Genomic DNA, 13,822 nt, shown 5'->3' with positions numbered 1-13,822 from the left:
GCCAGGCGGTCGCACGCACGTCCTGCGCGCACAGACGTCCGCGCACTGAGAGGGGGAGACAGCCGCAGTGACCAACATTCCCGAGACCGGTCGGACCCCACGGATCCAGATCCGGCTCGTCGTGATCCAGATCCTCGTCCTCTCCCTGCTCGGCACGCTCGGCGGCCGGCTGTGGTACCTGCAGATCAGGCAAGGCGCCGAATACCAGAAGGAGGCGTCCGGCAACCACGTCCAGCAGGTCGTCGACCCCGCCGTGCGCGGCGACATCCTGGACGCCCGCGGCGTGCCCCTCGCGGACAACGAGACCCGCCTGGTGGTCTCCGCCTCCCGCACCGACCTGCTGAAGCAGAAGGACGACGGCAAGGCCGTCCTCACCAAGCTGGCCGGCGTGCTCCGCATGCGCCCCGAGGACGTCATGCAGAAGGTCCGGCTGTGCGACGCCAAGACCCCCCAGCCCTGCTGGAACGGCTCGCCGTACCAGCCGATCCCCATCACCGACGAGGCCACGGCCAAGCAGGCCCTGCAGATCCGTGAGCGCTCCGAGGACTTCCCCGGCATCACGGCCGAGCCCGAGGCCGTCCGGCGCTACGCGGGCCCGGGCAAGTCCAACACCGCGCAGGTGCTCGGCTATCTCTCGCCCGTCACCGACGACGAGATCCAGAAGGCCAAGGACACCGACTCGCCGTACCTGCGCTCCGACATGGTCGGCCGCTCCGGCCTGGAGCGGACGTACGACAAGATGCTGCGCGGCAAGGCCGGCGTCACCCGCTACGAGGTCGACAACCTCGGCCGGGTCATCGGCAAGGCCGAGTCGGACGCGGCCGAGGCGGGTTCGAACCTGGTCACCAGCATCGACTCCCGGGTCCAGCGGGTCGCCGAGTACGAACTGAACAAGGCGATGAAGGTCGCCCGCCAGCAGTTCGACAAGATCACCGGCGAGAACTACAAGGCGGACTCCGGCGCCGTCGTGGTGATGGAGGCCAAGACCGGCCGGATCGTCGCCATGGCCTCGGCACCCACCTACGACCCGAACGTCTGGGTCGGCGGCATCTCCGCCAAGGACTACAAGGCCCTCACCGGCAAGGACTCCGACTACCCGCTGCTGAACCGGGCCATACAGGGTCAGGCCGCACCCGGCTCGACGTTCAAGGTGGTCTCCACGGCCGGCGCGGTCGAGGCCGGCTACCCCTTCGACGGCCGCTACCCGTGCACCAGTTCCTACTCGGTGGGCGGTCAGGTCTTCAAGAACTTCGAGGGCGAGAACTTCGGCCCCATCTCCCTCGGCCGCGCCCTGGAGGTCTCCTGCGACACCGTCTTCTACGGCCTCGCCGACAAGGAGTGGAAGCGCGACGGCGGCATCAACCCCAAGAAGGGCCAGCCGAAGGACTACTTCTACAAGGCCGCCCACCAGTTCGGCCTCGGCAAGGAGACCGGCATCGACCTGCCCAACGAGGTCACCGGCCGGGTTCCGGACCGCCAGTGGAAGCTGGACTACTGGAAGGCCAACAAGGACGCCTGGTGCAAGACCGGCAAGAAGGACGGCTCCTACGTCGAGAAGATCGCCTACGAGAACTGCCTCGAAGGCAACAAGATGCGCGAGGGTGACTCGATCAACTACTCCATCGGCCAGGGTGACACCCTCGTCACCCCGATCCAGGAGGCCGTGATCTACGGCGCCGTCGCCAACGGCGGCACGATGTACCAGCCGACCATCGGCAAGGCGATCATCAGCGCCGACGGCAAGACCGTCCAGGAGATCAAGCCGAAGAAGAGCGGCAAGCTGCCGGTCAGCCAGGCCACCCTCAAGGGCATGGACGACGCCTTCGCGGGTGTCATCACCCGCGGTACGGCGGCCTGGAAGTTCGGCGGCTGGCCGCAGGCCAAGATCCCGCTGCACGCCAAGACCGGTACGGCGGAGGTCTACGGCAAGCAGACCACGTCCTGGCTGGCCACGTACTCCAAGGACTACACGGTGATCATGACGATCGCCCAGGCCGGTACGGGTTCCGGCGCCTCCGGTGAGGCCGTGCGCAACATCTACAGCGCGCTCTACGGCGTCCAGGGCGACGGCTCCGTCGACGACAAGCGGGCACTGCTGCCCGAGCCGCAGAAGGGCCTGCCCAAGGTCCGCACGGACGGCACCATCGCCGCCCCGAAGATCACCGGAGACCCGGCGAAGGACGCCGAGGCCGCCCAGAAGAACAACCCCACCAACGACGACGACCAGCAGCCCGCGGGTACCACGGCCTCGCCCACCCCGGGCAACCGCGACACCCGCCGGCGCCGCGGGCACCGCCCGAGGGGAAGCCGGAGGATGCCCTCATGACCGGCGCGAACAGCTTCTCCGTCTCCGGGTACGGCCCCGAGCGGGCCGGCTGGACCAGGATCTTCGCCCGCGACTCGCTCACCCGCCGGCTGGACTGGCCGATGCTGTTCGCGGCCACCGCCCTGTCCCTGCTGGGCTCGCTGCTGGTGTTCTCGGCGACCCGCAACCGCACCGAGATCAACCAGGGCGACCCATACTTCTTCCTGGTCCGGCACCTGATGAACCTCGGCATCGGGATCGCCCTGATGATCGGCACGCTCTGGCTCGGCCACCGGGCCCTGCGCAACGCCGTGCCGATCCTCTACGGCCTGTCGGTGCTCCTCGCCCTGGTGGTCCTCACCCCGCTCGGCGCGACCATCAACGGCCAGCGGAACTGGCTCGTCATCGGCGGCTTCTCGCTCCAGCCCGCCGAGTTCCTCAAGGTCACCATCATCCTGGGCATGGCCATGCTGCTGTCCGCGCGGGTGGACGCGGGCGACAAGCCGTACCCCGACCACCGGACCGTGTTCCAGGGCCTGTGCCTGGCCGCCGTACCGATCATGATCCTGCTGCTCATGCCGGACCTCGGCTCGGTGCTGGCCATGGTCGCGATCATCCTGGGCGTGCTGCTCGCCTCCGGCGCCTCCAACCGCTGGGTCTTCGGCCTCCTGCTGACCGGGGTGATCGGCTGCGTGGCCATCTGGCAGCTGCACATCCTGGACGAGTACCAGATCAACCGGTTCGCGGCCTTCGCCAACCCCGACCTGGACCCGGCGGGCGTCGGCTACAACACCAACCAGGCCCGGATCGCCATCGGCTCCGGCGGGCTCACCGGGGCCGGGCTCTTCCACGGCTCGCAGACGACCGGCCAGTTCGTGCCCGAGCAGCAGACCGACTTCGTGTTCACGGTCGCGGGGGAGGAGCTGGGCTTCGTCGGCGCCGGCCTGATCATCTTCCTGCTCGGCGTCGTCCTGTGGCGCGCCTGCCGGATAGCGCGTGACTCCACCGAGCTGTACGGGACGATCGTCGCCGCCGGGATCGTGGCCTGGTTCTCCTTCCAGTCCTTCGAGAACATCGGCATGACCCTCGGCATCATGCCGGTCACCGGTCTGCCCCTGCCGTTCGTCTCGTACGGCGGCTCGTCGATGTTCGCGGTGTGGGTCGCGGTGGGGCTGTTGCAGTCGATCAAGGTCCAGCGGCCGATGTCGGCGTGACGCCCACGACGTGGCGCGCGGACGTTCACCGGGTGGACGGCGCGGTTCTTCCGGCCATTCACCCGGGGCGGCCACTGCCGTACCGGCCTTGCGCGCACTAGATTCGGTGCATGGCGGATGCGAAACGCGAGATCGAGCGCAAGTACGAATCCGATGAGAGCGGGCTGCCCGACCTGACCGGTGTCGGCGGGGTGGCCGCGGTCCTCGACAAGGGCCTGGTCGACCTGGACGCCACCTACTACGACACCGCCGACGAACGCCTGGCCGCGGCCGCGCTGACCCTGCGCCGCCGCACCGGCGGCTCGGACGCCGGCTGGCATCTGAAGTTCCCGGTCGCCCCCGGCGTCCGCGACGAGATCCGGGCCCCGCTCTCCGACACCGTCCCGGAGGAGATCGCCGCCCTGGTCCGCTCCCGGGTCCGGGACCGCGCACTGGTCCCCCTGGTCCGGCTGCGCTCCGCCCGCGATGTGCGGCACCTGGTCGACGCCGAGGGCGCCCTGCTGGCCGAGGCGAGCGTCGACACCGTGACCGCCGAGCGGCTCACCGGCACGGGCAGGACCGCCCAGTGGACCGAGATCGAGGTGGAGCTGGCCGACGGCGGCGACCCCGCCCTCCTCGACCAGCTGGAGAAACGCCTGCGCAAGGCGGGCGTACGGCCGTCGAAGTCGCCGTCGAAGCTGGCCCGGGCGCTGGAGCAGACCGGCGGCCGGAAGCACGGCTCCGCGCGGCGCGCCAAGCCCGTGACCGCCGGCGACCACGTCCTCGCCTATGTGCGCGAGCAGCGCGAGGCGATCCTCGGACACGACCCGGGCGTCCGCCGGGACCTGCCGGACTCCGTCCACCAGATGCGGGTGGCCACCCGCCGGATGCGCAGCGCCTTCCGCACCTTCGGCACGGTCCTCGACCCCGCCGTCACCGACCCGATCGCCACCGAGCTGAAGTGGCTGGCGGGCGAGCTGGGCCTGGACCGCGACCAGGAGGTGCTGGCCGAACGGCTGATCACCCAGCTCGACGAGCTGCCGCCCGCCCTGGTCGCGGGCCCCGTCCACCAGCGGCTCACCGCCTGGGCGAGCGCCCGGCACGGCAGCGCCCGCGGCCGGCTCGTCGGGATCCTGGACTCCACCCGCTATCTGACCCTGCTCGACACCCTGGACGCCCTGCTCGCCGACCCGCCGCTCGGCGACGCGGCCGCCCGCAAGCCGGAGAAGGCGCTCACCAAGGCCGTACGCAAGGACTTCGCCAAGGTCTCCCGCCTGGTCACCGAGGCGCTCGACCTGCCACCCGGCCAGGACCGCGACATCGCCGTCCACGCGGCCCGCAAGAAGGCCAAGCGCACCCGGTACGCGGGCGAGGCGGCCGTCCCCGCCCTCGGCGGTCCCGCCAAGTCCCTCGCCAAGTCCATGAAGTCCCTGACCAGCCTGCTCGGCGAGCACCAGGACAGCGTCATGGCCCGCCGCACACTGCGCGAGCTGTCGGCGGTGGCGCACGCGGCGGGGGAGAACGGGTTCACGTACGGGGTGCTGTACGCCGGGGAGGAGGCGCGCGCGGCGTCCGTGGAGGCGGACCTGCCGGGTCTGTGGAAGAAGATCGGGACGGGCGAGCCGTTCTGAGCGTGCGGGGGAGTCCGCCGGGCGGGTTACGCTTGATGGTCACCCCTGTCAGCTCACGAAGGTTCGCGAGATGCCTGCCGAAGCCGCCGAGTCGGTGTTCCCGCAGCTCGAAGCACTGCTCCCGCATGTGCAGAAGCCCATCCAGTACGTCGGCGGAGAGCTCAATTCCACCGTCAAGCCGTGGAACGAGTGCGATGTCCGCTGGGCGCTCATGTACCCGGACGCGTACGAGGTCGGACTGCCCAACCAGGGCGTCATGATCCTCTACGAGGTGCTCAACGAACAGGAGGGCGTCCTCGCCGAGCGCACCTACAGCGTCTGGCCGGACCTGGAGGCGCTGATGCGAGAGCACGGCGTCCCGCAGTTCACGGTGGACAGCCACCGCCCGGTGAAGGCCTTCGACGTGTTCGGCCTCAGCTTCTCCACGGAGCTGGGCTACACGAACATGCTGACCGCCCTGGACCTGGCCGGCATCCCGCTGGAGTCCAAGGACCGCACCATCGACGACCCGATCGTGCTCGCGGGCGGCCACGCCGCCTTCAACCCGGAGCCGATCGCGGACTTCATCGACGCGGCGATCATCGGCGACGGCGAGCAGGCCGTGCTGGACATGACGCGGATCATCAAGGAGTGGAAGGCGGAGGGCCGTCCCGGCGGCCGCGAGGAGGTCCTCTTCCGCCTGGCGAAGACGGGCGGGGTGTACATCCCGGCGTTCTACGACGTCGAGTACCTCCCCGACGGCCGTATCGCCCGTGTCGTCCCCAACAAGTCGGGCGTCCCGTGGCGGGTCTCCAAGCACACGGTGATGGACCTGGACGAGTGGCCGTACCCCAAGCAGCCCCTCGTCCCCCTGGCCGAGACGGTCCACGAGCGCATGTCGGTGGAGATCTTCCGCGGCTGCACCCGCGGCTGCCGCTTCTGCCAGGCCGGCATGATCACCCGCCCCGTCCGTGAGCGCTCGATCACCGGCATCGGCGAGATGGTCGAGAAGGGCCTCAAGGCGACCGGCTTCGAGGAGGTCGGCCTTCTCTCCCTGTCCTCCGCGGACCACTCGGAGATCGGCGACATCGCCAAGGGCCTGGCGGACCGCTACGAGGAAGACAAGATCGGCCTCTCGCTGCCCTCCACCCGCGTCGACGCCTTCAACGTGGACCTGGCGAACGAGCTGACGCGCAACGGCCGCCGCTCCGGCCTGACCTTCGCCCCCGAGGGCGGCTCCGAGCGCATGCGCAAGGTCATCAACAAGATGGTCTCGGAAGAGGACCTCATCCGGACCGTCGCGACGGCCTACGGCAACGGCTGGCGCCAGGTGAAGCTGTACTTCATGTGCGGTCTGCCGACGGAGACGGACGAGGACGTCCTGCAGATCGCCGACATGGCGATGCACGTGATCCAGAAGGGCCGCGAGGTGTCGAAGTCGAACGACATCCGCTGCACCGTCTCGATCGGCGGTTTCGTCCCGAAGCCCCACACGCCCTTCCAGTGGGCCCCGCAGCTCTCCGCCGAGGAGACGGACGCCCGCCTGGAGAAGCTTCGCGACAAGATCCGCGGCGACAAGAAGTACGGCCGCTCGATCGGTTTCCGCTACCACGACGGCAAGCCCGGCATCGTCGAGGGCCTGCTCTCCCGTGGCGACCGCCGCATCGGCGCGGTCATCCGAGCCGTGTACGAGGACGGCGGCCGCTTCGACGGCTGGCGCGAGCACTTCTCCTACGACCGCTGGATGGCCTGCGCGGACAAGGCGCTCGCCCCCTTCGGCGTGGACGTCGACTGGTACACCACCCGCGAGCGCGCCTACGAGGAGGTCCTCCCCTGGGACCACCTCGACTCCGGCCTCGACAAGGACTGGCTCTGGGAGGACTGGCAGGACGCCCTCGACGAGACCGAGGTCGAGGACTGCCGCTGGACCCCGTGCTTCGACTGCGGTGTGTGCCCGCAGATGGACACGTCCATTCAAATCGGCCCGACCGGCAAGAAGTTGCTTCCGCTGACGGTCAAGAACGCCGGTCCGACGCCGGCTGCGAGCGGTCACTCGCACTGAGGTGGGCGAGGCGCTCGGCCTCGCTCCGGCGCCGCTGTCGGCCGCTCCCCCGGGGGTGTACGCCTGTTCGTCGAGGTGGTCGGACAGGAGGGGGTGCGGCCGCCCCGGACGGGCAAGGTGCTCGACCGGCGCGGCAGCCGCTCCGGCCGTCGCCGCGGCGGCGCGGGTTCCGGCAGCTGAGCCCCTTGTTATTCGGTGGCCTCGACGCTCGCCGAGTGCTGCCCCCGGCCGACCGGCTTCTTGACTCGGTCGGACTCGTCCTGCACGAGCAGGGAAAGCAGGGAGGCCACGGGGAGACCGGCCTCTGCCGGGTGGCGCAGCACCTTGTCCGGTTCGATGCGGTAGGTGTTCACGCGTCCGTCGCGGGTGTGGGACAGGTAACCGTCCTGCTCGAGATCGGAGATGATCCGTTGGACGGCACGTTCCGTGAGCCGGCAGTGGGCGGCGATGTCGCGGATCCGGATGTTCGGGTCGTCGGCGATGGCCGCCAGTACCCGCGCGTGGTTGGTGACGAACGTCCATCCGGTGTGAGATTCAGGCACTCCAACCATGCTCCGCATTCTAGAGGGCACCATTGCCAGACCCAAGATACGTGACATACTTTTCCGGTAATCGTTGACCTGTTCCCATGGGGAAGAGCACAGAAGGGACCGGAGGTGTCCTGGGACGAGGCCGCCATGCCAAGGCTCACGAGCGGTGCCGACGGGGAGCCGTCGCCGAGACGGGCCGACGAACGCGCCCCGGACGGGGACGGGGTGACGCAGTACGGATGGCGCGGTGCCTGGGTCGTCGTCGCGCGGGGCTCCTACGACCTGCAAACGATCAAGCCTCTCGCGGACGCGTTGGGCGCCGCGGCCGAGCAGCACGCGAAGGTGGTCCTGGACGCCTCCGGTGTCGACTTCGCGGACTCGACGCTCCTGAATCTGCTGATCCGCGCCCACCGGGCGGGAACCCTGCGTATCGCCGCGCCGCCACCGCAGTTGCGGCGGCTCTGTGCGCTCGCCGGAGTCGACACCCTCTTGGAGACACGCCCGACCGTGGAGGCCGCCGCCGTCTCCTGAACCGTCCCGCGAAGCGTGCCGGCCTGCGCGGCCGCGCGACTGCCGTCGCGCCGGTGGTCACGGCCTCTCCTCCGGGCATCCGCCGGGGCGCGCGTCGGCGAGGATCATGGCCACGTCGTCCGTCAGGTCGCCCCCGGTGTGGCGGACCAGCGCGTCGTGCAGCAGTCCCAGGAACGCCGGTGGCGGGATGTCGGCGCGTATGCCTTCCATGGTCTCCGGCAGCGCGAAGAACTCGCCGTCGCGGTCGCGGGCCTCGACGACCCCGTCGGTGTACAGCAACAGACGGTCGCCGGGGACGAAGGGATAGCTCTCCGGCTTGGCGGGGAGGTCGGCGACGAGGTCCTCGAGCCCGAGCGGCGGCAACGGCCAGGGCGGCACCAGCGGCGTCGCCCTGCCCCGGTGCAGCAGCAGGGGCGGCGGGTGCCCGCGGTTGACCAGCTGGACCACGGGTTCGTCCGGCACCTGGGCGATGAGCGCCGTGATGAACCCTTCCAGCAGGACCTCCTCCTCGAACGCGCCCGGTACGGCGACCTCCCGGCGCAGCGCGGCCCCGCAGCGGTTCATGACCTCCACGAGTTCGTCCTCGTAGTGCACGGCTTCCCGGAACGCACCCAGCACCACCGCGACGGCTCGCACCGCGGCCAGCCCCTTGCCCCGGACGTCCCCCACGATCATCCGTACCCCGTAGGGCGTCTCCACGGCTTCGTACAGGTCGCCGCCCACCCGTGCGCCCGTGCCCGCCGCCAGGCACAGGCTGCCCGTCGCCAGGGGGCCCAGGCGCGCGGGCACGGGCCGCAGCACGACCTCCTGGGCCGCGACGGCGATCCGGCGGACCTGGTCCAGCTCGCGCTGTGTGCGCGTCTGCACGGCGCTGCTCGTGATGAAGCCGGCCACGGCGACGAGGCCCAGAGCCAGGAGGTTCGTGTAGACCTGAAGGGTGCCCCATGCCTCGTTCCAGGTCGCGGTGGTCGCACTGATCGCCAGCGCCAGAGCCGTCGCCGCGGCGGTGCCCTTCGGCCCCATCGTCACCGCCGCGAGCGCCGGAACCCCGGTGAGCAGGGGGCCGGTGTAGAGGAAGTGCGCAGGCGTGAGTTCGATGACCAGAACGGCCAGCGCGATCAAGAAGGGCACACACTGCATCAGTGCGAAGAGGACCCGGCTGTGACCGCCTGCTCCTGGCCGCGGGGGTGAGCGCACGAGCGACCTCATGCACCCAGCCTGCCTCGCCGGAGCCCACGGCTCCACTCGCGGCGGGCCCCGGGGCGCCCTGGTGACCGTCCGGGATCCGCGTCGGCCGGTCCGGCCGCCCGGACGGAGGAGGGGGCGCGATCAGCCGGCGCCCTGAAGGGGGCCGGCCGTGGACGCGTACCCGCTGATCGAGAACCACGGCCCCACCGGTGACCCGGGGACCGCGGCGCCGGTGACGGCGACGCGCTCGATGCAGCCCGCCCGCGCACGTCCACCGCCGGTCGCATCACGCCCGACGGCCCGATGCGGGGCTCGGCGCGACCATCTCGGGCCGTACGCCGAGGGGTTCGGGCTGACGGACCGCCAGCTCGGCGGTGTCCCGCGGGCGTTCACCCGCCTCGCGCCGCCGAAGCGGTGGAACCCCGTGGACACCGGGCAGGTGCCGGCCGTGGCGCCCATCGGCGGGACGTCCCCTTCCGAAGTGCGGGGGGCAGGGGTGCCGGATAGGCTTTCCACAGCAACGTGAGGTTCTCCAGACGGTTCGCGGACGCCCGTCGCCTTACCGCGAACGCGAGGATCCCTACCCTGTGCGGAGACCCTGCGAGCGCGGTGCCCCCTCGCCGTCGGCCAGGACGGGGGCCACGGTCACGTCCTCTCCCGAGCCCCTCTCACGCGCTGTGCGCACCGGAGTGGGCGCCGGCTTCTGGGCCCGCGGTTCTGCAGCGGAGGCCGGGATGAGAGTTGTCGTTGATCTTTCCCGATGCCAAGGGTACGCACAGTGCGCGTTCCTGGCACCGGACGCGTTCCGGATGCACGGCGAAGAAGCGCTGATGTACGACCCGAACCCCGACGACGTGCAACGCGCCCAGGTGCTGCGGGCCGCGGCGGCCTGCCCGCTCCAGGCGATCCTGGTCGACCAGTTGGAGGGACGGCGGGCACCGGCGGAGGTGTCGCCGTCGTGACCAGCGCCGAGAACCTGCGCGCGTTCAAACGCGAGGGCCGCATCGTGGTGGTGGGGGCGTCCCTCGCCGGACTGCGGGCCGCGGAGACCCTGCGCGACGAGGGGTTCACCGGATCGCTGACCATGATCGGTGACGAGCTGGGCGAGCCCTACGACCGGCCGCCTCTGTCCAAGCAGGTGCTGACCGGCTGGGTGCCCGCCGACGGCACCAAGCTGCCGCGACGGCGGGAGATCGACGCGCAGTGGCTGCTGGGCGTCCCCGCCAGTGGACTCGACCTGGGGGCGAACCAGGTGCGGCTCGCCGACGGACGCGAGATCCCCTTCGACCGGGTGCTGATCGCCACCGGAGTACGGGCCCGCCCCTGGTTCGTCGAGAGCGAGGCGGCCCTGGACGGGGTGTTCGTCGTCCGTACCCGCGAGCATGCCGAGGGGCTGCGGCGGGCCCTCGCCGCCGGCCCCCGCCGCGTCCTGGTCATCGGGGCCGGGTTCACCGGCTCCGAGATCGCCTCCGTCTGCCGGGAACGCGGCATCCCGGTGACCGTCGCCGAACTCGCGGCGGCCCCGTTGGTCGGCGCGCTCGGCGCCATGATCGGTGAGGTCGCGGCGGACATGCAGCGCGCTCACGGTGTCGACCTGAAGTGCGGTGTCAAGGTCACCCGGCTGGAGGGCGACGCGCGGGGGCACTTCCGCCGGGCCCATTTCGACGACGGCACCACGATCGACGCCGACGTGGCGGTGGTGGCGCTCGGCGGCATCCGCAACACCGAGTGGCTGCGGGACTCGGGCCTCGCGGCGGGGGTCTGGGGGATCGCCTGCGACACGGGCTGCCGTGCCCTCGACCTCAACGGCCTGATCACCGACGACATCTTCGTCGCCGGGGACGTCGCACGCTGCCCGAACCCGGTCTACGAGTACCGGCTCATCTCGCTGGAGCACTGGGCCAACGCCGTGGAGCAGGCCGAGGTCGCGGCGCACAACATGGTCAGCGCCCAGGCGGACCGCTGGCCCCACCTGTCCCTGCCGGTGTTCTGGTCGATCCAGTTCGGCGTCAACATCAAGTCCGTCGGGGTGCCGACCTTCGCCGACGAGGTGGTCGTCACCCAGGGGTCGGTGCCCGACCACCGTTTCGTCGCCGCGTACGGCTACCGGGGCCGCGTCACCGCGGCGGTGAGCTTCGACAACGCGAAGTGGCTGGACCACTACCGGCGGCTGATCGAGACGGCCGCTCCCTTCCCGCCTCCCTGCCCCACCCCCGACCAGCCGGCCGACACGAAGCCGGTGCCCGTCGACTTCCCCGGCCCCGCACTGCTCGCCCAGGGAGCCACCGTGGTCGTCACCGGCCATGACCCGAGCGAGCGGCGGGTCACGGCCGCGCGGCAGCACCACCGGTAGGAGGGACAGCGAGATGACCACGACCGAGTCGCCCGACACGCTGCGCCGGATCCTCGACTACTCCTCCCGGGCCGATCCGTACCCCCTCTACGCCGAGCTGCGCGACACACCGGTGGCTCCGCAGGCGGACGGCAGCTACGTCATCAGCACCTACCGCGAACTCTCGGACATCCTGCACAATCCGCACCTGAGTTCGGACGTCCGCAATCTGTCGCGTCCGATGGAGTCGTTCGAGCGGCCCGGCACGCCGCCGTTCATCAACCTCGACCCGCCCGAGCACGACCGTCTGCGGCGTATGGCGATGCGCCACTTCGGCCCCCCGCACCGCCCGGGGCTGGTGACGGGCATGGAAGGCGACCTGCGCGCCGTCGTCGGCAGCCTGATCGACGGCTTCGAGGGAAAGGAACGGATCGACATCGTCGACGACTTCGCCTACCCGTTCCCCGTCACGGTGATCTGCCATCTGCTCGGCGTGCCACGCGAGGACGAACCCCGGTTCCACGGCTGGGTGGACGCGCTCGTCAACTCGATCGACTACGACCCCGAGACCGATCCGAAGGAGAAACTGGAGAACGGCATCCAGGCCCGCGAGGACCTGCGGCGGTATCTCGGCGGGCTGCTGGAGCGACGCCACGGACGGTCGGGGGACGACCTGCTGACCCGGCTGGCCAACGACGACGGTCCGGACGGGCGGATGACCGACGAGGAGATCGTCGCCACGGCCAACCTGCTGCTGATCGCCGGTCACGAGACCACCGTCAACCTCATCACCAACGGCATGCTCACGCTGCTGCGCCACCCGCACGAGCTGCGGCGGCTGCGCGACCGACCGGACCTGGTCGTACCGCTGGTCGAGGAGCTGCTGCGCTACGAGCCCCCGTGCACATCATTCCCTGGCGGGCGGCGTACAGCGACATCGACGTCGGCGGCACCGTCATCCCCCAGGGCGCACGGATCATGCTCATGCTCGCCTCGGGCAGCCGCGATCCACAGCGCTTCCACGATCCCGACCGCTTCGACCCCGATCGGCGCGACAACCAGCACCTGGGCTTCGGCAGCGGCATCCACCTGTGCTTCGGCGGGCCGATGGCCCGACTGGAGACCCAGATCGCGCTGACCGAACTGGTACGCCGTCTCCGGGGGCCCCGGCTGGTCGCCGATCCGCCGCCGTACCGCCCCAGCCCCATTCTCCGCGGCCCGATCCACCTGCAGGTCGAGCGGAGCGAAGACTGACGCCGGTCGACGCGGCCCACCGGGCGGGTAGCGCCCGCACGACGCCGGGCGCCCCCCGGGACCGCGGCGGCACGGCAGGAGACGAGGGGGTGGCCGCACGACGGACGGGAGGAGCCGCCATGGCTCGGCAGACGGAGACGAAAGCCCAGGCCCGCAAGCCCGTCAGCACGGGCGGCGTCTTCCTCTCCTTCGCCCCGTGGATCACCTTCGGCGTGGTCGCCGGCCCCAGCACCTGGGAGTACGCGGCCCTCGCCGCCCTGGTCGCCTCCGTCGTCCTGTCGGGACAGGACCTGCTGCACGGCAGGCTCCGCATCCTCGACATGACCGGCATCGTGTTCTTCGCCGTGCTCTCGGTCCTCGCGCTGGCCCTCGACCGCGGGCAGCTCGACTGGCTGGAGAAGTACGCCCAGGTCGTCTCCAACGGGCTGGTGGCCGTCATGGCGCTCGGATCGCTGCTCGCCGACCCGTTCACCGCGCAGTACGCCCGGGAGTCGACACCGCGCGAGCTGTGGGACTCGCCCGTCTTCCGGCACATCAACAAGGTGCTCACGGCACTGTGGGGCGGGGCCTTCGCCCTGATGACGGTCTCGACCTGGCTGGCCGTCCGGTACCCCGCCCAGGACGACTGGTTCAACTGGGTCGTCCCCATCGCCCTGCTGGTCGTCGCGGTGAAGTGCACGGAACGCTATCCGGACTCCTACAAGGCACGCGTGAGACGGGCGGCCCCGGCGAGGCACGCGTGAGACGGGCGGCCTCGGCAAGGCACGCATGGGACCGGCGGATCCGGCGAGGGACGCACGAGACACCCGGATCGGCC

Annotated in this window: 10 protein-coding genes and 1 pseudogene; 9 read left to right on the top strand and 2 right to left on the bottom strand. The window is 70.8% G+C overall.

Annotation, left to right across the window (positions count from 1 at the left end):
* Positions 1–67: 67 nt before the first annotated feature.
* The 4 genes from mrdA (at position 68) to ACZ7KF_RS11555 (ending at position 7,170) form a co-directional block, all read left to right on the top strand.
* Complete coding sequence (gene mrdA / locus ACZ7KF_RS11570) at positions 68–2,326, top strand: penicillin-binding protein 2 (protein ID WP_471071853.1); 2,259 nt, start codon at positions 68–70, stop codon at positions 2,324–2,326.
* Positions 2,323–3,519: a rod shape-determining protein RodA gene (rodA, locus tag ACZ7KF_RS11565; protein ID WP_471071850.1), complete on the top strand. Its 1,197-nt coding sequence runs from the start codon at positions 2,323–2,325 to the stop codon at positions 3,517–3,519. Before mrdA ends, rodA begins: the two co-directional genes overlap by 4 nt.
* Before the next feature lie 110 nt (positions 3,520–3,629).
* Positions 3,630–5,129 carry a CYTH and CHAD domain-containing protein gene (locus ACZ7KF_RS11560; RefSeq protein WP_471071847.1) on the top strand — a complete coding sequence of 500 codons (1,500 nt, stop codon included), beginning with the start codon at positions 3,630–3,632 and terminating at the stop codon, positions 5,127–5,129.
* Positions 5,130–5,199: 70 nt separating this feature from the next.
* Positions 5,200–7,170, top strand: a complete 1,971-nt coding sequence (locus tag ACZ7KF_RS11555; RefSeq protein ID WP_471071844.1) for a TIGR03960 family B12-binding radical SAM protein — start codon at positions 5,200–5,202, stop codon at positions 7,168–7,170.
* A 188-nt stretch (positions 7,171–7,358) separates the two neighbouring features.
* Here the strand turns inward: ACZ7KF_RS11555 and ACZ7KF_RS11550 are convergent, their stop codons facing one another.
* The gene (locus tag ACZ7KF_RS11550; RefSeq protein ID WP_471071841.1) at positions 7,359–7,721 is read right to left on the bottom strand and encodes a helix-turn-helix transcriptional regulator; all 363 of its coding nucleotides are present in this window, start codon (positions 7,719–7,721) and stop codon (positions 7,359–7,361) included.
* A 126-nt stretch (positions 7,722–7,847) separates the two neighbouring features.
* Here ACZ7KF_RS11550 and ACZ7KF_RS11545 point away from each other — a divergent pair, with 126 nt between their 5' ends.
* Positions 7,848–8,231 carry an STAS domain-containing protein gene (locus ACZ7KF_RS11545; protein WP_471071838.1) on the top strand — a complete coding sequence of 128 codons (384 nt, stop codon included), beginning with the start codon at positions 7,848–7,850 and terminating at the stop codon, positions 8,229–8,231.
* Positions 8,232–8,288: 57 nt separating this feature from the next.
* Here the strand turns inward: ACZ7KF_RS11545 and ACZ7KF_RS11540 are convergent, their stop codons facing one another.
* The gene (locus ACZ7KF_RS11540) at positions 8,289–9,371 is read right to left on the bottom strand and encodes a PP2C family protein-serine/threonine phosphatase (protein ID WP_471071835.1); all 1,083 of its coding nucleotides are present in this window, start codon (positions 9,369–9,371) and stop codon (positions 8,289–8,291) included.
* A 782-nt stretch (positions 9,372–10,153) separates the two neighbouring features.
* Here ACZ7KF_RS11540 and ACZ7KF_RS11535 point away from each other — a divergent pair.
* From ACZ7KF_RS11535 to ACZ7KF_RS11520, 4 genes and pseudogenes are all read left to right on the top strand, one after another.
* Entirely contained in the window at positions 10,154–10,381 is a 228-nt protein-coding gene (locus ACZ7KF_RS11535) for a ferredoxin (RefSeq protein WP_471071833.1), read from the top strand.
* Positions 10,378–11,772: an NAD(P)/FAD-dependent oxidoreductase gene (locus ACZ7KF_RS11530; protein WP_471071830.1), complete on the top strand. Its 1,395-nt coding sequence runs from the start codon at positions 10,378–10,380 to the stop codon at positions 11,770–11,772. Before ACZ7KF_RS11535 ends, ACZ7KF_RS11530 begins: the two co-directional genes overlap by 4 nt.
* 13 nt (positions 11,773–11,785) lie before the next feature.
* A pseudogene (locus tag ACZ7KF_RS11525) lies at positions 11,786–13,005 on the top strand (cytochrome P450).
* Between the two features lie 119 nt (positions 13,006–13,124).
* A complete protein-coding gene (locus ACZ7KF_RS11520) occupies positions 13,125–13,748 on the top strand; it encodes a DUF3159 domain-containing protein (protein ID WP_471071827.1) in 624 nt (207 codons plus the stop codon).
* The last annotated feature ends 74 nt before the right edge of the window (positions 13,749–13,822 follow it).

The sequence above is a fragment of the Streptomyces sp. NPDC038200 genome, from assembly GCF_055600785.1.
Note: the sequence above shows the minus strand (reverse complement) of the source record. Positions and strands in the feature narration are given on the sequence as shown.

What these genes read in the sequence shown, in the direction of transcription:
- ACZ7KF_RS11545 (WP_471071838.1), top strand. Translation starts at nt 7,848, where the DNA reads ATGCCAAGGCTCACGAGCGGTGCCGACGGGGAGCCGTCGCCGAGACGG.
- ACZ7KF_RS11560 (WP_471071847.1), top strand. Translation starts at nt 3,630, where the DNA reads ATGGCGGATGCGAAACGCGAGATCGAGCGCAAGTACGAATCCGATGAG.
- ACZ7KF_RS11555 (WP_471071844.1), top strand. Translation starts at nt 5,200, where the DNA reads ATGCCTGCCGAAGCCGCCGAGTCGGTGTTCCCGCAGCTCGAAGCACTG.
- ACZ7KF_RS11540 (WP_471071835.1), bottom strand. Translation starts at nt 9,371, where the DNA reads ATGCAGTGTGTGCCCTTCTTGATCGCGCTGGCCGTTCTGGTCATCGAA.
- ACZ7KF_RS11535 (WP_471071833.1), top strand. Translation starts at nt 10,154, where the DNA reads ATGAGAGTTGTCGTTGATCTTTCCCGATGCCAAGGGTACGCACAGTGC.
- ACZ7KF_RS11520 (WP_471071827.1), top strand. Translation starts at nt 13,125, where the DNA reads ATGGCTCGGCAGACGGAGACGAAAGCCCAGGCCCGCAAGCCCGTCAGC.
- rodA (WP_471071850.1), top strand. Translation starts at nt 2,323, where the DNA reads ATGACCGGCGCGAACAGCTTCTCCGTCTCCGGGTACGGCCCCGAGCGG.
- ACZ7KF_RS11550 (WP_471071841.1), bottom strand. Translation starts at nt 7,721, where the DNA reads ATGGTTGGAGTGCCTGAATCTCACACCGGATGGACGTTCGTCACCAAC.